This is a genomic window from Methylosinus sp. sav-2, assembly GCF_004366495.1.
GTDB lineage: Bacteria > Pseudomonadota > Alphaproteobacteria > Rhizobiales > Beijerinckiaceae > Methylosinus.
Genome location: NZ_SOEJ01000001.1, coordinates 1,142,955 through 1,160,993 on the forward strand (window position 1 = coordinate 1,142,955; position 18,039 = coordinate 1,160,993).

General features: G+C 65.0%; 20 protein-coding genes. 6 read left to right on the forward strand and 14 right to left on the reverse strand.

The genetic code is table 11. The features are described from left to right. Position 1: 1 nt before the first annotated feature. On the reverse strand, positions 2–658 hold the full coding sequence (locus EDE12_RS05355; protein ID WP_026599447.1) for a response regulator transcription factor: 657 nt from the start codon (positions 656–658) through the stop codon (positions 2–4). Positions 659–743: 85 nt separating this feature from the next. Here EDE12_RS05355 and EDE12_RS05360 point away from each other — a divergent pair, with 85 nt between their 5' ends. Continuing rightward, complete coding sequence (locus EDE12_RS05360) at positions 744–1,292, forward strand: L,D-transpeptidase family protein (RefSeq protein WP_024881166.1); 549 nt, start codon at positions 744–746, stop codon at positions 1,290–1,292. On the opposite strand, the gene EDE12_RS05365 is transcribed toward EDE12_RS05360, so the two are convergent. After that, entirely contained in the window at positions 1,289–1,963 is a 675-nt protein-coding gene (locus tag EDE12_RS05365; RefSeq protein WP_024881165.1) for a YggS family pyridoxal phosphate-dependent enzyme, read from the reverse strand. The genes EDE12_RS05360 and EDE12_RS05365 overlap by 4 nt on opposite strands. A gap of 13 nt (positions 1,964–1,976) precedes the next feature. Then, entirely contained in the window at positions 1,977–2,273 is a 297-nt protein-coding gene (locus EDE12_RS05370; protein WP_134187997.1) for a hypothetical protein, read from the reverse strand. Between the two features lie 124 nt (positions 2,274–2,397). On the opposite strand from EDE12_RS05370, the gene leuS reads away from it, so the two are divergent. The 3 genes from leuS to holA all read left to right on the forward strand — a co-directional run bounded on the left by leuS (position 2,398) and on the right by holA (position 6,768). Then, positions 2,398–5,013, forward strand: a complete 2,616-nt coding sequence (gene leuS, locus EDE12_RS05375; protein ID WP_024881163.1) for a leucine--tRNA ligase — start codon at positions 2,398–2,400, stop codon at positions 5,011–5,013. A gap of 169 nt (positions 5,014–5,182) precedes the next feature. Further along, positions 5,183–5,689 (forward strand): LPS assembly lipoprotein LptE, encoded by a 507-nt coding sequence (gene lptE / locus EDE12_RS05380; RefSeq protein WP_026599446.1) that lies wholly within the window; start codon positions 5,183–5,185, stop codon positions 5,687–5,689. A gap of 50 nt (positions 5,690–5,739) precedes the next feature. After that, complete coding sequence (holA, locus tag EDE12_RS05385; RefSeq protein WP_024881161.1) at positions 5,740–6,768, forward strand: DNA polymerase III subunit delta; 1,029 nt, start codon at positions 5,740–5,742, stop codon at positions 6,766–6,768. 120 nt (positions 6,769–6,888) lie between these two features. On the opposite strand, the gene EDE12_RS05390 is transcribed toward holA, so the two are convergent. The 9 genes from EDE12_RS05390 to groES form a co-directional block, all read right to left on the reverse strand. Then, positions 6,889–8,286 carry an NAD(P)(+) transhydrogenase (Re/Si-specific) subunit beta gene (locus tag EDE12_RS05390; protein ID WP_024881160.1) on the reverse strand — a complete coding sequence of 466 codons (1,398 nt, stop codon included), beginning with the start codon at positions 8,284–8,286 and terminating at the stop codon, positions 6,889–6,891. A 3-nt stretch (positions 8,287–8,289) separates the two neighbouring features. Then, positions 8,290–8,739 carry an NAD(P) transhydrogenase subunit alpha gene (locus tag EDE12_RS05395; RefSeq protein ID WP_024881159.1) on the reverse strand — a complete coding sequence of 150 codons (450 nt, stop codon included), beginning with the start codon at positions 8,737–8,739 and terminating at the stop codon, positions 8,290–8,292. Between the two features lie 45 nt (positions 8,740–8,784). Further along, positions 8,785–9,915 (reverse strand): Re/Si-specific NAD(P)(+) transhydrogenase subunit alpha, encoded by a 1,131-nt coding sequence (locus EDE12_RS05400; protein ID WP_024881158.1) that lies wholly within the window; start codon positions 9,913–9,915, stop codon positions 8,785–8,787. Positions 9,916–10,039: 124 nt separating this feature from the next. Beyond that, positions 10,040–10,237: an aa3-type cytochrome c oxidase subunit IV gene (locus EDE12_RS05405; RefSeq protein ID WP_245267397.1), complete on the reverse strand. Its 198-nt coding sequence runs from the start codon at positions 10,235–10,237 to the stop codon at positions 10,040–10,042. A 103-nt stretch (positions 10,238–10,340) separates the two neighbouring features. After that, positions 10,341–11,090, reverse strand: a complete 750-nt coding sequence (locus EDE12_RS05410) for an ADYC domain-containing protein (protein ID WP_026599445.1) — start codon at positions 11,088–11,090, stop codon at positions 10,341–10,343. A gap of 145 nt (positions 11,091–11,235) precedes the next feature. Continuing rightward, a complete protein-coding gene (locus EDE12_RS21755) occupies positions 11,236–11,403 on the reverse strand; it encodes a hypothetical protein (RefSeq protein WP_157198952.1) in 168 nt (55 codons plus the stop codon). A gap of 71 nt (positions 11,404–11,474) precedes the next feature. Next, positions 11,475–11,780 carry a hypothetical protein gene (locus EDE12_RS05415; protein ID WP_026599444.1) on the reverse strand — a complete coding sequence of 102 codons (306 nt, stop codon included), beginning with the start codon at positions 11,778–11,780 and terminating at the stop codon, positions 11,475–11,477. A 188-nt stretch (positions 11,781–11,968) separates the two neighbouring features. Next, positions 11,969–13,606, reverse strand: a complete 1,638-nt coding sequence (groL, locus tag EDE12_RS05420; protein ID WP_026599443.1) for a chaperonin GroEL — start codon at positions 13,604–13,606, stop codon at positions 11,969–11,971. A 47-nt stretch (positions 13,607–13,653) separates the two neighbouring features. After that, positions 13,654–13,941, reverse strand: a complete 288-nt coding sequence (gene groES, locus EDE12_RS05425; protein WP_018267899.1) for a co-chaperone GroES — start codon at positions 13,939–13,941, stop codon at positions 13,654–13,656. 325 nt (positions 13,942–14,266) lie between these two features. Between groES and EDE12_RS05430 the strand changes: the two genes are divergently transcribed. Further along, positions 14,267–14,686 (forward strand): group II truncated hemoglobin, encoded by a 420-nt coding sequence (locus tag EDE12_RS05430; RefSeq protein WP_036291197.1) that lies wholly within the window; start codon positions 14,267–14,269, stop codon positions 14,684–14,686. After that, the gene (locus EDE12_RS05435) at positions 14,670–15,260 is read left to right on the forward strand and encodes a hypothetical protein (RefSeq protein ID WP_024881151.1); all 591 of its coding nucleotides are present in this window, start codon (positions 14,670–14,672) and stop codon (positions 15,258–15,260) included. The genes EDE12_RS05430 and EDE12_RS05435 overlap by 17 nt, the downstream gene beginning before the upstream one ends. A gap of 165 nt (positions 15,261–15,425) precedes the next feature. On the opposite strand, the gene EDE12_RS05440 is transcribed toward EDE12_RS05435, so the two are convergent. After that, positions 15,426–16,184: a 4Fe4S-binding leucine-rich repeat protein gene (locus tag EDE12_RS05440; RefSeq protein WP_026599440.1), complete on the reverse strand. Its 759-nt coding sequence runs from the start codon at positions 16,182–16,184 to the stop codon at positions 15,426–15,428. 25 nt (positions 16,185–16,209) lie between these two features. Next, a complete protein-coding gene (nifA, locus tag EDE12_RS05445) occupies positions 16,210–17,973 on the reverse strand; it encodes a nif-specific transcriptional activator NifA (protein WP_026599439.1) in 1,764 nt (587 codons plus the stop codon). Positions 17,974–18,039: the final 66 nt, after the last annotated feature.

Consider the following 18,039-nt stretch of genomic DNA (forward strand, 5'->3'; position numbering starts at 1 on the left):
GTCAGCGCGCGGGGGAGAAGACCAGCCGATAGCCGTTCTTTTCGGTGAGAAGAAGGCGGGCCTCGGCGGGGTCGGTTTCGATCTTGCGGCGCAGCCGGCTGACATGCGTCTCCAGCGTGCGCGTCGTCACTGTGGGATGATAGCCCCAAACCTCGCGCAGCAACATGTCTTTCGTCACTACCGCGCCGCGCGCCGCGGCGAGGCGCGTCAATATCTCGGCCTCCTTCTCGGTGAGCGGCAGGCGCCTTTGCGCGGCGTCGGTCAGCTCGAAGGCGCCGGGCCGGTAGCGGAAGTCGCCGATCGCGACAATGGGCGGCTCGCGCTCGTCCGTCGCCCGCAGCCGTGCGAGAAGATGGGCGAAACGAAACGGCCGCGCGATATAGTCGCAGGCGTCGGGGATGCTCGGCGCGCCGATGAGAAGCACCGGACCATGGAAGCGCTGGCTCGCCGCGCGGGCGAAGGCCTCGCCGATCTCTGCCTCGGCGAGCACTATGTCACAGCCGCCCTCGGCCAAGAGGCGCGTCGCCTCCTGCGCGGAAGCGGCGGGCGCGACCGCGAATTCGGGATAGCGGGCGAGCTGCTCCGTGAGAGAAGCGCGTAATCCCGCGCCGGCGAGGAGCAATATGTTGCGCTTGCGCGGCGTCGGCGCTTCCGTCATTGGCGCTTCCGGGACTGGGTTCTCGCGCCCATGATCGGCCAAGGACGAGCGCCATTCAAGGCGCGCGCGGCGACGGAGGAGGTTCATGACGCAGGGGGCTTCCCGCCATCACGGCGGCGTGTCGATGCTGAGGGTCGCGCGGCGGATCGGCGGCCGCCCACATGAGGGTCGGCTGATCGCCGGCGATCTCGTCCTTGCCTGCGCGCTCGGCCGCTCTGGGATTACGCGCCGCAAGCGCGAGGGCGATGGCGCGACGCCGGCCGGGAGCTTCACGCTGCTCTCTATCTATCTGCGACGCGGCCGGGCGGAAAAGCCCCGCTCCGTCGCAGCGCGTTTCGTTCGCCCGGACGATCTCTGGTGCGACGATGCGCGGTCCTTTCTCTATAATCGTCCCTTGCGCGGGAAAACGCCGCTCAGTCATGAGCGGCTCTGGCGGGCGGATCGGCTCTATGACGTCGTCGGCGTGCTCGACTACAATATCCGTCCGCGCGTGCTGGGGCGCGGCAGCGCCATTTTCTTCCATATAGCGACGCAGACGCTGGGGCCGACCGCGGGCTGCGTGGCGCTGCGGGCGCGCGATATGGCGCGGCTGCTGCCGCGTCTCGCCGCCGGCGTCCGCATTGTCGTCGATTAAGGCTTCGAATAGTCGCGCTCGCCCATAATGGCCGAGCCGATGCGGACATGCGTGGCGCCCAGCTGAATGGCGAGCTCGTAATCCGAGCTCATGCCCATGGAAAGCTCTTTCAGCCCGTTGCGGGCGGCGATCTCGGCGAGCAGGGCGAAATGCGGCGAGGCCTGCTCGCCGACCGGCGGAACGCACATCAGCCCGGCGATCTCCAGCCCATGCTTCTCGCGGCACTCCGCGATGAAGGCGTCGGCCTCCTGCGGCAAGACGCCGGCCTTTTGCGGCTCGGCGCCGGTGTTGACCTGCACGAGCAGGCGCAAGCGCTTGCCCTGGCGGCGCATTTCTTCGGCGAGGGCCTCGGCGATCTTGGGGCGGTCGACGCTTTCTATGACGTCGAAGGTCTCGACCGCCTCGCGCGTCTTATTGGATTGCAGCGGGCCGATGAGATGCAGCTCGACGCCGGAAAAGCGCTGGCGCAGCTCGCCCCATTTGGCGCGCGCCTCCTGCACTTTGTTCTCCCCATAGACGCGATGCCCGGCCTCGAGCAGCGGAACCGCCGCCTCGGCCGGAAAGGTCTTGGTGACGCAGACGAGGGTGATCTCGGCCGGATCGCGGCCGCAATCGCGGGCGCGAGTGGAGATGGCGTCCTTGGCGGCGTTCAGCCGATCGACGACGGTCATGGGAGTTTCGGCCTCAGCGGACGAATTTCAAAATAGTGAAAATAGCGCCGATGAGAACCAGATTGAAGCCGAACACCCACCGGAGAATATCCGTCTTGGACTGAGAGATTTCCAGCTTTAGCCGTCCTTCCACCTCGGCGAGGTCGCGCTTCAGCAATTCCATGTCGTGCCGAACATCCCCGACGTCCGCCTTTGTGGCCACGCTCTCGGAGAAAGCCGTCTCCAACGCCTCGGCGGAGGCGCGCGCCTGCTCGGGCGAGAAGCCGCCGCGGGTGAGACGGTCGATATAGGCGAGGGGGTTGAAGAGCACTTGCGCCGACATGGCCCGGATATAGCACGCGCCCTGCTTCCCGGCGAGAGGCGCCTTTGACAAGCCCCGCCCCGCCCGGCATTACAGGCGAAACTCCACAATTCGATCAGGACCGCTCGGACCCATGAGACCAGAACGCTACGACTTCGCCGCGGCCGAGCCCAAATGGCGAAAGATTTGGGACGAGCGGCAGGTTTTCACCTCCGGGGATGCGGCGAAGCCGAAATATTACGTGCTCGAAATGTTCCCCTATCCGTCGGGGCGCATTCATGTCGGCCATGTGCGCAACTACTCCATGGGCGACGTCATCGCCCGCTATAAGCGCGCCATGGGCTTCGACGTGCTGCATCCCATGGGTTGGGACGCTTTCGGCCTGCCGGCGGAGAACGCCGCCCAGCAGAGCGGCTCGCATCCGGCGACCTGGACCTACGCCAATATCGCCTCGATGCGGACGCAGCTCAAATCCATGGGGCTGTCGCTCGACTGGTCGCGCGAGATCGCCACTTGCGATCCGGCCTATTACAAGCATCAGCAGAAGCTGTTCCTGGATTTCCTCGCCGGCGGCCTCGTCGATCGCAAGCAGTCCAAGGTGAATTGGGATCCGGTCGACCATACGGTGCTCGCCAATGAGCAGGTGGTGGAGGGCCGTGGCTGGCGCTCTGGCGCGCTGGTGGAGCAGCGCGAGCTGACGCAATGGTTCCTGCGCATCGGCAAATACGCCGACGATCTTCTCACCTCGTTGGACACGCTCGATCGCTGGCCGGAGAAGGTGCGGCTGATGCAGCGCAATTGGATCGGCCGCTCGGAAGGGCTGCTGGCGCGCTTCGCCATCGCCGGCGATCCGACAGGCGAGATCGAGGTCTTCACCACGCGGCCGGACACTTTGTTCGGCGCGAAATTCGTCGCGCTGGCGCCGGACCATCCGGTTGCCCGCGCCGCGGCTTCCAGCGACCCGGCGCTCGCCGCCTTTGCGGAAGAGTGCCGCCATATCGGCACGTCGGTGGCGGCGATCGAGACCGCCGAGAAGAAGGGCTATGACACGGGCCTGCGCGTCGTGCATCCCTTCGATCCCTCTTGGGTGCTGCCCGTCTATGTCGCCAATTTCATCCTGATGGATTACGGCACGGGCGCGATCTTCGGTTGCCCGGCGCATGACCAGCGCGATCTCGATTTCGCCAATGCTTACGGCCTCGGCGCGACGCCGGTCGTCTGCCCGGAGGGCGTCGATCCTGCGACTCTCATCGTCAGTGAGACGGCTTTCGACGGCGAGGGGCGGCTCGTCAATTCGCGCTTCCTCGACGGGCTCACCGTCGCCGAGGCGAAGGAGGAGGTCGCCAAGCGCCTCGAGACCGCGCAGCTGCACGGCCGTCCGCAGGGCGAGCGCAAGATCAATTACAAGCTGCGCGATTGGGGCATTTCGCGGCAGCGCTATTGGGGCTGTCCGATCCCCATTATCCATTGCCCGGATTGCGGCGTCGTGCCCGTGCCGGACGCCGATCTTCCCGTGAAGCTGCCGGAGGATGTGACCTTCGACAAGCCGGGCAATCCGCTCGACCATCATCCGACATGGAAGAATGTCGCCTGTCCGAAATGCGGAGCCGCCGCGCGGCGCGAAACCGACACGATGGACACTTTCGTCGATTCGTCCTGGTATTACGCGCGCTTCACCGATCCGCACAATGAGTCGGCGCCCGCCGCGCCGGAGCAGCTCTCACGCTGGCTGCCGGTGGATCAATATATCGGCGGCATTGAGCACGCGATTCTGCATCTGCTCTATTCGCGCTTCTTCTCGCGCGCCATTCGCGACACCGGCCATGGCGGCGTCGCCGAGCCCTTCGCCGGCCTCTTCACCCAGGGCATGGTGGTGCATGAGACCTATCGCGCCGCCTCCGGCAAATGGGTCGCGCCCAGCGAGCTGCGTTTCGAGACCGGCGACAAGGGCCGTCGCGCCTTCCTCATCGAGGGGGGCGAGGAGGTCGCGATCGGCGCGATCGAGAAAATGTCCAAGTCGAAGCGCAATACGGTCGACCCAGACGACATTATCGCCAGCTATGGCGCCGACACCGCGCGGCTCTTCGTGCTCTCCGATTCGCCGCCCGACCGCGATGTCGTATGGACGGAGGAGGGCGTGCAGGGCGCCTGGCGCTTCGTGCAGCGCGTTTATCGCCTCGCTGGCGAGCTGGCCAATGCCGCGGCGCCCGTCGGCGCCAGCGCGCCGGCCGAGTTCGGCGCCGCGGCGCTCGATGTGCGCAAGGCGACGCATCGCACCATCGCCGCCGTCGGCGACAATATCGAGCGTCTGCGCTTCAACACGGCGATCGCCCGCATTCGCGAATACGCCAATGAGCTGACCGCCGCGCTCGACAAGGTGGAGACGGTTCCGGTCTCCGCCGATCTCGCCTTCGCTTTCCGCGAGGCGGCGGATGTGTTCGTGCAGCTGATCGCGCCGATGACGCCGCATGTGGCGGAAGAATGCTGGAGCGATCTCGGCCATTCCGAGATCGTCTCGCTGGCGCCCTGGCCTGAGGCCGATCCTACTCTCGTCGCGCAGGACATGATAAGCTTGCCGGTGCAGGTGAACGGCAAGAAGCGCGCGGAGATTCTCGTGGCCCATGACGCCGATGAGGCGACGATCCGCGAGGAGGCGCTGACGCAGGAGGCCGTGCTGCGCGCCATGGAAGGCAAGCCGTTGAAGAAATTCATTCTCGTTCCCAAGAGGATCGTCAATGTGGTCGTTTGAACGGCGACGTGCTCTCCTGTCCGGGGCCTCGGGTGAAGAGGCGTTTCCACCTCCCCCTGGAGGGGGGAGGTCGATCGCCGCAGGCGAGCGGGAGGGGGTGACGCCCGAGTCTCGGGAGCGACCCCACCCCGGACCGCTTCGCGGTCCGACCCTCCCCCTGAAGGGGAGGGTGTGGCGCGCCCTTTCCAGCGGTGGCCCGGCTGTCTTTGCCGCTCTGGCGCTCTCGGCCTGCACGGTGCAGCCGCTCTATGGCCCCATCGGAACCGACGCCCCGCTCACGGCGGAGCTGCAGGCGGTCGCGGTCGATCCCATTCCCGACCGCGTCGGGCATTACGTCCGCAACGAGCTGATCTTCGCCTTGAACGGCACGGGCTCGGAGGTTCCGCCGCGCTATCGGCTCAAGGTCGAGCTGAAGGAGCGCGTGCAGACGCCGATCCTTGACACTGTCACCGGCCGCGCGACATCGGCGACGGTGATCGTCGACGCCGAATATAGGCTCATCAACATCGCCGACGAGACTGTGATCACCAAAGGCGTCGCTTTCGGCGTCGCCAGCTACGACCGTTTCAGCAATCGTCTCGCCAATGTGCGCGCCGCGCGCGACGGCGAGATTCGCGACGCCAAGGTCATCTCCGATATGATCCGCACGCGGGTGTCGACGGCTTTGGCGAAGTGAGAGAGAATAGCGAGTAGAGCTATTCGCTAATCGCCGTTACCCGAGCGCCCATGACCGCCATCAAGACCCGCGACGCCGAGCGCTTCGTGAAGGCGCCGCCGGCCAATATCTTCCTGTTCCTGCTCCACGGCGCCGACGCCGGCCTCGTGCGCGAGCGTGCGCTCGCCATTGTGGCGCAGCGCGTCGACGATCGGCATGATCCGTTCCAATGCGTGGAGATGAGCGGCGACGCCGTGGCCGCCGATCCGCTGTCGCTGCTCGACGAGGCCAATACGATTCCGCTGTTCGGCGGCAGGCGTGCGATCATCGTCGAGACGGGCGGCAAATCCATTCTCTCGCCGCTCGAGCAATTGCTCGCCGCGCCGCCTGTGGATTGCGCCGTTGTGCTGACTGCCGGTGCGCTGAAGCGCGATGCGCCGCTGCGCAAGCTGATCGAGCCGTCCAAAATCGCCGCCGCTGTCGAATGCAATCCAGACGATGAGCAGGATCTGCATGCGCTGATCGACAATAGCCTGCGCGAGGCGGGTTTTTCCGTCACGTCGGAGGCGCGGCTGCTGTTGCAGGCGGCGCTCGGCGAGGATCGCCGCATGAGCCGTTCCGAGCTCGCCAAGCTGATGCTCTATAAGCATGGCGCGAGCGCGATCGAGGCCGGCGATGTCGAGGATATTGTCGCGCACGCCTCCAATATCGCCTCCGATCGCTTGGTGCTGGACGCTTTCTCGGGGCAGGCCGACGCCGCTGGCGAAGCCTTCGACAGAGCGGTCGCCGGCGGCGGCGACGCCGGGCAGCTATTGAATGGCGCGCTGCGCTACGCGATGGCGCTGCATCGCGCGCGGCTCACCGTGGATCGCGAGGGGCGGCCAGATTTCGGCATCACCATTTTGATGCGCAGCGGTTTCGGCTTCTCGCAGCGGCCGCAGCTCGAGCAGCATTTGCGCATCTGGTCCGCGGCGAAAGTGGCGGCGCTGCTGCCGGCCTTGCGCGACGCCAATCATCGCGCCCGCGCCAATGCCGCTCTGGCGGAGATGGAGGCGGGACGCGCGCTGTTGCGCATAGCGAGTCAGGCCGCGCGGCGCTGAGCGCCCCCTCCCGCACCCTCCCCCGCTTTCGCGGGAGAGGGAAGGCGGCTGGCGTTGCGCGAAACGCCGATGAAGCGCGGCGCCTGCTCCCTCTCCCGCGAAGCGGGGGAGGGGGCCGTCTCAATGCGCGAGCGCCTTGACGATCTGCTCCACGGTCTTCTTGGCGTCGCCGAACAGCATCATCGTATTGGGCCGGAAGAACAGCTCATTCTCGACGCCGGCATAGCCGGAGCCCATGCCACGCTTTAAAAACAGAACCGTCTTCGCCTTCTCGACATCGAGGATCGGCATGCCATAGATCGGCGATTGCGGATCGGTCTTGGCGGAAGGATTGGTCACGTCATTGGCGCCGATGACGAAGGCGACATCCGCCTGGGCGAATTCCGAATTTATGTCCTCGAGCTCGAAGACCTCGTCGTAAGGAACATTGGCCTCGGCCAGCAGCACATTCATATGGCCGGGCATGCGGCCGGCGACGGGATGAATGGCGTATTTCACCTCGACGCCTTCCTTTTTCAAAAGGTCCGCCATCTCGCGCAGCGCATGCTGCGCCTGCGCCACCGCCATGCCATAGCCCGGCACGATGATGATCTTGCCGGCGTTCTGCATGATGTAAGCGGCGTCCTCCGCCGAGCCCTGCTTGACCGGGCGCTTCTCCACCGCGCCTGTCGCCGCCACCGTCTCGCCGCCGAAGCCGCCGAGAATGACGGAGACGAAGGAGCGGTTCATCCCCTTGCACATTATGTAGGAGAGGATGGCTCCCGAGGAGCCGACCAGCGCGCCGGTGATGATGAGCGCGAGATTGCCGAGCGTGAAGCCGATGCCCGCCGCCGCCCATCCCGAATAGGAATTGAGCATGGACACGACGACCGGCATGTCGGCGCCGCCGATGGGGATGATGAGCGTCACGCCGAGCACGAAAGCGACGAGAATGATGAGAAACAGCCAGAAGCCGCTCTCCGTCGTCGCGAACAGGACGATGAAGCCGAGCAGCGCCAGCCCGAGCAGAATATTGATCGTGTGACGCTCGGCGAGCAGGAACGGCTTGCCGCTCATCTTTTCGGCGAGCTTCATATAAGCGATGATCGAGCCGGAGAATGTGATCGCGCCGATCGCCGCGCCGAGCGACATTTCGAAGAGGCTTCCCCCTTCGATGTGGCCGGGCGCGCCTATGCCGAAAGCCTGCGGCGCATTGAACGCCGCGCCCGCCACCAGAACCGCGGCGAGGCCGACGAAGGAATGGAACAAGGCGACGAGCTGCGGCATTTCCGTCATCAGCACGGTGCGCGCCTGCCACGCCCCGATTCCGCCGCCGATGGCGACGCCCGACACCATCAATAGAAATCCGCTGAAGCTCGGCGCGCGCAGCAGCAGCGTCGTCGCCACGGCGACGCCCATGCCAATCATGCCGTAGAGATTGCCCTGTCGCGACGTCGCCGGCGAGGACAGGCCGCGCAGCGCCAGAATGAACAAAATTCCGGCGGCGAGATAGAGAAGGACCGCGAGATTGCCGCTCATGGCTCAGCCCTTCTTCTTGTACATCGACAGCATACGTTCGGTGACCATGAAGCCGCCGAAAATATTCACGCTGACGAGGCCGAGCGCGACGAAGCCGAACCATTGCGCCCACCACGCGCCGCCGCTGGCGTCGGCCTTTGGGTCGACGCCGACTGCGAGCAGCGCGCCGACCACGATGACCGAGGAGACGGCGTTGGTGACGGACATCAGCGGCGTGTGCAGCGCGGGCGTCACCGACCAGACGACATAATAGCCGACGAAAACCGCCAGCGCGAAAATCGCGAGGCGGAAGACGACCGGATCGACGCCGCCGGTGAGCCCGTGCGAGGAGGCCGCCGCCGCCACTTGCGCCAGCTGATCGGAATAGGATTGCGCCTGATCGGCGAGCTGCCGCGTCGCTTCGGCTGCGCGGCGGGCCGTTTCGAGCATTTGCTGAGTCGTGTCGGATGCCATGTGCCAACGCCCTTTCTTCGCGCGGCCCTCGCGGGGCCGGCGTGATCAAGCCGCAAATCGCGAATCGATGACGGCGCCGTCGCGGGTGAGGGCCGTCGCCTTCACCAATTCGTCGTTCCAATCGATGGCGAGAGTCTTCGTCTCTTTGGAGATGAGAGTCTCGACGAAGGCGAGCAGGTTTTTTGCGTAGAGGCTGGAGGCCGTCGCCGGCAGGCGGCCGGCGAGATTGACCGCGCCGACGATCTTCACGCCATTGTCGATGATCGTGTCGCCGGGCTTGGTCAGCTCGCAATTGCCGCCACGCTCGGCCGCGAGATCAATGATGACCGAGCCCGCGCGCATCGATCGCGCCGCCGCCGCCGAAATGAGTCTCGGAGCCGGCCGGCCGGGGATCAGCGCCGTCGTGATCACAATGTCTTGCTTGGCGATATGCGCCGCGACCAGCTCCGCCTGCGCGGCTTGGTATTCCGGCGACATTTCCTTGGCGTAGCCGCCGGAGGTCTCGGCCTGGCGGAATTCGTCATTCTCGACCGCGATGAATTTCGCGCCGAGCGATTCCACCTGCTCCTTGGTGGCGGGCCGCACATCGGTGGCCGAGACGATGCCGCCGAGCCGGCGCGCCGTTGCGATCGCCTGCAGGCCGGCGACGCCGACGCCCATGATGAAAATTTTGGCGGCCGGGACCGTGCCTGCCGCCGTCATCATCATCGGAATGGCGCGGCTATATTCCGCCGCGGCGTCGATGACGGCGCGATAGCCAGCGATATTGGCCTGGGAGGAGAGGACGTCCATGACCTGCGCGCGAGTGATGCGCGGCATGAATTCCATGGCGAAGAGCGTTGCGCCGGTTTGCGCGAGCGTGGCCAGCTCTTTCTCATGTCCGAAAGGATCGGCGATGGCGACGATTGCGGCGCCGCGCGCTATGCCGGACAGCTCGCCCGGCGCCGGTCGGCGCACGCGCAGCACCACTTCGGCATTGTCGGAGGCGGCGGCTGCGCTCGGCGCTATGGCCGCGCCGGCGGCGGCGTAATCGGCGTCGGAAAAGCCGGATATGGCTCCGGCGCCCGATTGGACCACGACTTCTGCGCCGAGGTTCTTGAACTTTTTGACGGTTTCCGGCGTCGCAGCGACGCGCGTCTCGTTCTTGTCAGTCTCGGCTTGAACAGCAATGCGCATTGACGAAACTCCATTTTGCGGAGAATCGGTTTCGCGTGGCCGGATGGCCGCGCGGTTCGCATTCGGTCAGAAACTGTAGAGGGAACCCGTGGAGCGGCGCGTCGGCGATCGACGCGCCGGGTCTTTAGCGCGCGAGGAAGAAATACATCAGCGCCAGGGTCACGACGCTGGCCGCCGTTCCCACCTTCAGCAGCGTCAGAAAGCCGTTATAGGTGGCGAGATGCTCCGCAATGTCTGACGAAGTCTCGTGATGATCGGCCATTGCTCTCCCCTCGTGCTCTTGCGCTTGCGCCTCGCCCGTCGAGGGGCGAAGCAGAATCATGCTAGACGAGCGCGCGCCTTCCTGCAATGTCGCAATCGTCGCGGTCGCGGCCTGCGCAGCGGATGGGACGGCGACCGCGTCGGCGCGAGCGGCGCGGGGAGAATTAGGGCGGGGAGCGGACGAAGAGGATCGCGCCATTGGCGCGTGCGAATTCTTCCGTGCAAATGGCGCCGGTTCGCCCTTTCAGCCGCGGGCCGCTCGCCTCGAGCGCCGCGAGGCTCGTATTCTCCTTGACGCGGACATGGCGCACGCAGACGGCGCCCTCGGGCGAGAAGCCGGCCTCGAACTCATGCGCCGGATCATTGCCCGGCGATTGCACGCCGACGCGATCGTAAATGTCGATCCGCTGGCCGTTGCGCGTCGTGCCCTTGCCGTCGCCGGAATAATCGGCGCGCACCAGACGCACGCAAGCGTCATAGAGCGCCCGGGCCGCGGGCGCGCCTTCACGCATCTTCCAGGGATGATAGCCGAAGCGCACACATTTGCCCTGTGCGCCGCCTGTGCAGGTGAGCTCGAACACGCCCGGCTCGGCCGGCGCGATCGTGCCGTCGCCGCGCGCGCGGCCGGCGAGGGGAAAGCCCTGACGGCGGCCGTCCGGGCCGGGGTCGCACAGGTTCTTCCATTCTCCTTCGGGCGTCCGATAGGAGAAAGTGTGAAGCAGAACCTCGGAGGAGGGGGCCGCTGCGCGGGCATTGTCGCCGGGGTCCGGCTCTACCGCTTCGATACGGATTTTCGTCTCGCCGCCGGCGCTGGCGATCGTCAGCGTCGCCCCGACGAGATCGGGCGAATAGAGCACACGTCCGTCGGAGAGCGTCGCCTTGAATTGCGTTCCTTCGACGTAGAGCGAGACCATTTGCGCGGATTGCGCCGCTCGGAACCTGCGCGCTCGCCACGAGTGAGACCCATGCGCAGAGCGCGAGAGAAAAGAGATTGCGGCTCGCCATGCGCGCTCCTTCCGATGCGAAAGGCGGCCGAGTCTCGGCCGCCCGCTCTTTGCTTCACTTCTGCGGAAGCTCCAGCGCGACGCCGTGCAGGCTCGCGCCGTTCGCGCCGAGGCCATTCACGCCGATGGCGTTCAGGCTGACGCCATTCAGGCTGATTCCATTGGCGGCGATCTTGGCCGAAGCCGAACCCGCCACGGCGACCAGGACAAAAATCGAAATCATGCGCAGTAACATTTTGGACCCTTTCTATAAAGTCGCATTGAAATCATGCTCGAAGCGGGATGTGTCCCGCCTCAGCGCTCGGGAAGCTCGAGCGAGGAGGCGCGCAAGCCGGCGCCGACGCCGCTCGACCGAGCGCCTTCGATCGTCGCGCTATTGATGGTGAGCGCGTTCTCGACCAGCGCGTTGTCGACGAGCGCGTTCTGGGTCAGCGCGTTCTGCGTCAGCGCGTTCAAATGCAGTCCATTGATGATGATCGCGTTCTCGCTCAACGCATTGGGGGAGAGGCCATTCAGGGAGATTCCGTTGGAGGATGTCTCGGCGGAGGCGGAGCCGGCCGCCAGGATCAGCCCGAGGGCGAAAATCGAGCGCTTGAGCATTGTCTTGAACCTTCTCTGAGTGACGGCGGCGATCCGCCGCTTTCAAGTTCCGCATTCGCTGCGGAACGTCGTCTTTGTCGCTCTTTCGCGCTCCTGGCGGCGTGCGGCGGCGCACGCTGTGTTCGGGCAATGAAAAAGGCCCCGGATTTCTCCGGGGCCTTCTTTGTCTCTTCCGAGGGTGGCGAGGATCAGAAGTCCATGCCGCCCATGCCGCCGCCGGGCGGCAGAGCCGGGCCGCTGTCCTTCTTCGGCTGCTCGGTGATCGTCGCCTCCGTGGTGACGATGAGGCCGGCGATGGAAGCAGCATCCTGCAAGGCGGTGCGGACGACCTTGGTCGGGTCGATGATGCCGAGCTTGACGAGATCGCCATATTCGCCGGTCTGGGCGTCATAGCCGAAGCTGTAGTCCGTGGACTCGAGCAGCTTGCCGACCACGACCGCGCCGTCGCCGCCGGCATTGTCGACGATCTGACGAGCCGGAGCCTGGATCGCCTTGCGGACGATCGCGATGCCGGTCTGCTGGTCGGAATTGGCGACCTTGACATCGGAGAGAGCGGCGATGGCGCGCAGCAGCGCGACGCCGCCGCCGGGCGAGATGCCTTCCTGCACCGCGGCGCGGGTGGCGTTCAGCGCGTCGTCGACGCGGTCCTTCTTCTCCTTCACCTCGACCTCGGTCGCGCCGCCGACGCGGATCACCGCGACGCCGCCCGCGAGCTTGGCGAGACGCTCCTGGAGCTTCTCGCGGTCATAGTCCGAGGTGACTTCCTCGACCTGAGCCTTGATCTGAGCGACGCGAGCCTCGATGTCCTTCTTCTCGCCGGCGCCGTCGATGATCGTCGTATTCTCTTTGTCGATGCGAATACGCTTGGCCTTGCCGAGCAGCGGAAGCGTGACGTTCTCGAGCTTGATGCCGAGATCCTCGGAGACGACCTGGCCGCCCGTGAGGATGGCGATGTCCTCGAGCTGAGCCTTGCGACGATCGCCGAAGCCCGGAGCCTTCACGGCCGCGATCTTCAGGCCGCCGCGCAGCTTGTTGACGACGAGCGTGGCCAGAGCCTCGCCCTCGACGTCCTCGGCGATGATGAGCAGCGGCTTGCCGGTCTGCACAACGGCCTCGAGGACCGGCAGCAGCGGCTGCAGGCTCGACAGCTTCTTCTCGTGGATGAGGATGTAGGGGTCCTCAAGCTCCGCGACGAGACGCTCGGCGTTGGTGATGAAGTAGGGGGAGAGATAGCCGCGGTCGAACTGCAGGCCCTCGACGATGACGGTCTCGGAGTCGAGGCTCTTGGCCTCTTCCACCGTGATCACGCCCTCATTGCCGACCTTCTGCACCGCCTTGGCGATCTCCTGGCCGATGAAGCTGTCGCCATTGGCCGAGATGGTGCCGACCTGGGCGATCTCGTCGTTGGAGGTGACCTTCTTGGAGTTCTTCTTCAGATCGGCGACGACCGCCTCGACCGCGAGGTCGATGCCGCGCTTGAGATCCTGCGGGTTGAGGCCGGCCGCGACGGCCTTGGCGCCTTCCCTGGCGATGGCGGCGGCGAGCACGGTCGCCGTCGTGGTGCCGTCGCCGGCGGTGTCGTTCTGCTTGGAGGCGACCTCACGAACGAGCTGCGCGCCGAGATTCTCGAACTTGTCGGCGAGCTCGATCTCCTTGGCGACGGTGACGCCGTCCTTGGTGATGCGGGGAGCGCCGAAGCTCTTCTCGATGACGACGTTGCGGCCCTTGGGGCCGAGAGTGACCTTCACCGCATTGGCGAGGATTTCGACGCCGCGCAGGATACGGTCGCGCGCGTCGGAGGAAAAACGAATGTCCTTGGCTGCCATTTTCGTTCGGCTCCGTTGAAGAGAATAAGGTGCGAGGGTCTAGCGGCTCAGGCGATCACGCCCAGAATGTCGCTTTCCTTCATGATGAGGAGATCTTCGCCGTCGATCTTGACCTCGGTGCCGGACCATTTGCCGAACAGCACGCGGTCGCCTTCCTTCACGTCGAGGGCGACGAGCTTGCCGCTCTCGTCGCGGGCGCCGGGGCCGACGGCGATGATCTTGCCCTCGGCGGGCTTCTCTTTCGCGGTGTCCGGAATGATGATGCCGCCTTTGGTCTTGTCTTCGCCTTCGAGGCGCTTGACCACGACGCGGTCGTGGAGGGGACGGAACGCCATGTCGTCTTCCTTCGTTGCTGCCCGGCCGGAGCGCGCGGGCGAAAGATTGAATAAAATGCCTATTAGCACTCATGAGGGGTGAGTGCCAGCAGGCTGGCGATGACATAGGAAGCAGCCCCCGGCCCTGTCAAGGGCGAGCAGCGCCGAATTCGGGCGCCGGCCGCGCAAATGCATAAAATTGCGTCTTGCCGTGCCTCTTTATTCTCGTGACGCGGCCGAAATCGGGCGGCGCATTCGCGGTTTTGGGCAGGGGCGTCGCGCCGCCGAGCGCCCTGTGGTAGGCCCATGCTTCGGCATATGAATTGCTAGCTCGCGAGGCATGACAATGGACGCCGAGCAATCGACAAAAACCGCATTCGACGTCATCGGAGGCCAGGAGGCGGTCGACCGTCTGGTCGAGACGTTCTACCGCAATATGGACGAGCTGCCGCAGGCGCGGGGCATTCGCGCCATGCATGCGATCGATCTCGGCCCCACAAAGGCGGTTCTGAAGCTCTATCTGGCCGAATGGCTGGGCGGACCGAAGAGCTATTCGGAACAGCGGGGACATCCCCGGCTGCGCATGCGTCACATGGGCTTCGCGATCGGAGCCGCCGAGCGCGACGCGTGGATGGCCTGCATGACTGGCGCGCTCGATGAGGTGGTCGATGATGTGAGACTGCGTGACTCCCTGAAGCAGAACTTCGCCAAACTGGCGGATTGGCTACGTAACGATCCGGATAATCAACATGACAAGCATCACTGAAACGGCGTTTGCGACTTTGGACGAGCAGAAGCGGCTGCTCAGCCCGGTTCACAAGGGACCGACGGAGAAGGCCGGGCGCTTCGGCTTCCGCGGCAAGCTCGCCCTGAAATTCGCCCAACAGTTCGCCGATGAGGCGCGCCCGCCGGAGCTCTGCTCCGATCAGGTCATTGCGGTGGCGGAAGCCGGCAAGCCCACCTTCGACTTCTTCGCGCAGTGGCTCCTCTCCTTCGAGCATCTCGGATACGTCGCCGAAGTGCTGAAGGGGCTGCTCGCCCCGGATGGCAAATATTTCATCTTTGCCAACAATATCGACCTGCTCAGCAAATATCAGGTCGAGATCGACGGCATTAATTTCTACGTGCTGCCGATCGACGAATCGACGGTCTATAACGAGCTGCTCGAGCTGTTCTACATCGAGAAGAACGATCTCAAGAAGCTGTCGATCGGTGGCAAGATCGACGCCGTGGCCAACGCGGGCATAGCCTTCGATCAGACTTTCGAGAAGATCACCTTCGAGAAGGGCCTGGAAGTCATGGGCCCGGTGCGCAACCGCAACGAGAATCGTCCGGTCTGACACGACCTTACGCTCGCACACGACCACGCAATCCAGGGGCCGCACCGGCTCTGGATTGCTTTTTTATGTCTGGCGAGGCGCCGGCGGGGCCGAGAGAAAGCGTGCGCGTATTCCGACATGATTGTCAGAATACGCCCTGCCTGGTTCGTTGATCGACAGTGATGATCAATTGCCTTCCAGCCGCGCTTGCGCGCAGGCGCGGACCAGCTCGTCCTCGTCATCGAGGAAAGAGGGCAGCTGTTCCGCTGAGCAGCGTTCCGCGACAGTGAAGCGAATACGCAAATCCTCGTCCTTGCTCATGGCGGCGAGGCGATCTTCCGGCAGGCGCTCGGCGACGACGAGGCGCACGAGCGGCTCCGGATCCTTCACGAGAAGATGCAGCCGCTCCAACGGAATGCGGCGCGCGACCCAGCGGCGCACCTCCGGGTCCTCGTCATGGACGGCCATGCTCAGCAAATCCGGCGCGATGCGCCGCACGACATGGATGCGGACCAGATAATCCGGGTCCGAATACATTGCGACGAGCGCGGCGCCTTCGAGCCGATTGGCGGCCACGATGCGCACGCGTGGTTCTGGATCATGCGCGAGATGGGCGATGCGCGACGCCGGCAGGCGCGATGCGACCGTGGCCCGCACCTCCGGCTCTGGATCGTCGAGCAGCGGCGGCAGACGCAGCACCGAGGCGTAGCGCGCCGCACGGGCGCGCACCTCGAAATAGGCGTGATCGAGGTAGGAATCCGCGAGATGCGGATGTCCGCGGAAGAAGAGATCGACACGCTTGGCCCGGCGATCGCGCACACAGGCGGATCCCTTGCGGCAGAGCCCCTCGAGATTGAGCGCCACATGGGAGCATTCCCTGCAGCGGATGGGGCGACCGCGCCAGTCGAGCGGATCGTCGCTTATTCTTTCCGGTTCTGCGGCCATTGTGGAGCCGTCTTCTTTCCAGGAATCAAAACTTCTTTACAGGGATATCATATTTTTGCAGCGCATAGCCGATTTGTCTGGGGGTAAGCCCGAGCAGGCGAGCCGCTTTGGCTTTCACCCATCCGGCCTGTTCCATCGCCTCGATGAGCTTGTCGCGATCGGACCGATGATCCGTCTCGATGACCGTACAGTTCTCTGCGCCTGGACACGCCGCCGCGGGTTGCGCCGCGACGACAGGCGCGGGCTCTTCGACGACCGGCGGTCGCGCCACGGGAGGCCGCGCCGGCGGCGGCGGGGGCGCCTGCGGCTTGGAGACGATCGGCAGAGGCGTGAAGCTCGGCGGGTGCAATCCGCCGATCGTCGACTCGCGCGAGCCGTTCCACAGAACGGAGGAGAGGCAGCCGTCATTGCGGCAAGAGAAGTCTTTGTCCACGATCGAGTCGTTGCGCGCCAAAGTCGCTGTCCGATAAACGCAATTCTCGAGCTCGCGAATATTGCCCGGGAAATTGCATTCGCTGAGCACTTCCATCGCCGAATCGGAGAAGCTCAGATGGACATTCTGCTCATTGTTGAAGCGCCGCAGGAATTCATTGGCGAGCGGCGCCAGATCGCCTCTTCGGTCGCGCAGCGGCGGCAGGAAGATCGGAACGACGCTGATGCGGTAATAGAGATCCGCGCGGAACTCGCCCTTCTGCACCGCTTCCTCGAGATTGCGATTGGTGGCGCAGACGAAGCGCACGTCGACCTTCATCGTGCGGGTGCCGCCGACGCGCTCGAACTCGCCCTCTTGCAGCACGCGCAGCAGCTTGGCCTGGAAGGCGGGCGTGATGTCGCCGATCTCGTCCAGGAACAGCGTGCCGCCGTCCGCGAGCTCGAAACGCCCTTTGCGCAGGGCCGCCGCGCCGGTGAAGGCGCCGCGCTCATGGCCGAACAGCTCGGACTCTAGCACGCTCTCGGGCAGGGCCGCGCAGTTCAGCTTGACGAAAGGCTTGCTCTGCCGTGGCGAAAGATTGTGGAGCGCGGCCGCGAACAGCTCCTTGCCGGTGCCCGACTCGCCGCGCAGCAGCACGGTTGATTTGGCCTTGGCGACAATGCGGATCTTGTCGACGACCGCACGCACCGCCGGACTCTCGCCGACGATCCCTTTGATGCCGTCCAGCCGCGCCTCTATATGCGCCGAATGCGCCGCCGGCCGATCGCCCTTCTCCAGCCTGGCCTTCTCCTGCATCAGCCGCTCGCGGTCTCGCGCGATCAGCTTGTGCAGCCGCAAGGTCTGGCCGACCAGATTGGCGATCATTGTCAGGAATCGCACGTCGTGGTCGAAGCGAACGGAAGACCGATCGCTATAGACGCGATCGACCGTCAATGTGCCGACCACCGCGTCCGCCTCCTTGATCGGCACGCCGATCAGCGAGAAGGGCTGTCCGTCAGTCGGACCCCATTCGGAGAGATCCGTGCCTTCGAACAGAGGCGAGGCGGCGACATTCTCGACCACCAGCGGCATCTTGGTCGCGACGATCTGGCCGACCGCCCGCTCGGGAAGATGCTCGAAAAACTTCTTGGCGTTCCCTTCGCTCCATCCCGAGCCGACGACCACTTCCGGGTCGCCATGCGTGTCGAGCAGAGCGATGAGGCCGTGCCGCATGTCGAGAAAGCTCGACAGCAGCGCCAGCACGCCCGCCAGCGTCTTCTCGAGCCGGTTGGGCGAGGCCAGTAATTTCGAAATTTCGTAGATTCCGACGAGAGCAGATTCGCTCGGGTCGAACGCGCGAGCCTGAGCCGTGTTCATGCTGCTTCCAGCTTCGTATCCCATCGACGTGCCTGACGTTCCGCGGGAATTCGATAGTTCACCCTG

Bases quoted from the DNA above. Each gene is read 5' to 3' on its own strand.
- EDE12_RS05355 (WP_026599447.1), bottom strand. From the start codon at position 658: ATGACGGAAGCGCCGACGCCGCGCAAGCGCAACATATTGCTCCTCGCC.
- EDE12_RS05360 (WP_024881166.1), top strand. From the start codon at position 744: ATGACGCAGGGGGCTTCCCGCCATCACGGCGGCGTGTCGATGCTGAGG.
- EDE12_RS05365 (WP_024881165.1), bottom strand. From the start codon at position 1,963: ATGACCGTCGTCGATCGGCTGAACGCCGCCAAGGACGCCATCTCCACT.
- leuS (WP_024881163.1), top strand. From the start codon at position 2,398: ATGAGACCAGAACGCTACGACTTCGCCGCGGCCGAGCCCAAATGGCGA.
- holA (WP_024881161.1), top strand. From the start codon at position 5,740: ATGACCGCCATCAAGACCCGCGACGCCGAGCGCTTCGTGAAGGCGCCG.
- EDE12_RS05390 (WP_024881160.1), bottom strand. From the start codon at position 8,286: ATGAGCGGCAATCTCGCGGTCCTTCTCTATCTCGCCGCCGGAATTTTG.
- EDE12_RS05395 (WP_024881159.1), bottom strand. From the start codon at position 8,739: ATGGCATCCGACACGACTCAGCAAATGCTCGAAACGGCCCGCCGCGCA.
- EDE12_RS05400 (WP_024881158.1), bottom strand. From the start codon at position 9,915: ATGCGCATTGCTGTTCAAGCCGAGACTGACAAGAACGAGACGCGCGTC.
- EDE12_RS05405 (WP_245267397.1), bottom strand. From the start codon at position 10,237: ATGATTCTGCTTCGCCCCTCGACGGGCGAGGCGCAAGCGCAAGAGCAC.
- EDE12_RS05410 (WP_026599445.1), bottom strand. From the start codon at position 11,090: ATGGTCTCGCTCTACGTCGAAGGAACGCAATTCAAGGCGACGCTCTCC.
- EDE12_RS21755 (WP_157198952.1), bottom strand. From the start codon at position 11,403: ATGATTTCGATTTTTGTCCTGGTCGCCGTGGCGGGTTCGGCTTCGGCC.
- EDE12_RS05415 (WP_026599444.1), bottom strand. From the start codon at position 11,780: ATGCTCAAGCGCTCGATTTTCGCCCTCGGGCTGATCCTGGCGGCCGGC.
- groL (WP_026599443.1), bottom strand. From the start codon at position 13,606: ATGGCAGCCAAGGACATTCGTTTTTCCTCCGACGCGCGCGACCGTATC.
- groES (WP_018267899.1), bottom strand. From the start codon at position 13,941: ATGGCGTTCCGTCCCCTCCACGACCGCGTCGTGGTCAAGCGCCTCGAA.
- EDE12_RS05430 (WP_036291197.1), top strand. From the start codon at position 14,267: ATGGACGCCGAGCAATCGACAAAAACCGCATTCGACGTCATCGGAGGC.
- EDE12_RS05435 (WP_024881151.1), top strand. From the start codon at position 14,670: ATGACAAGCATCACTGAAACGGCGTTTGCGACTTTGGACGAGCAGAAG.
- EDE12_RS05440 (WP_026599440.1), bottom strand. From the start codon at position 16,184: ATGGCCGCAGAACCGGAAAGAATAAGCGACGATCCGCTCGACTGGCGC.
- nifA (WP_026599439.1), bottom strand. From the start codon at position 17,973: ATGAACACGGCTCAGGCTCGCGCGTTCGACCCGAGCGAATCTGCTCTC.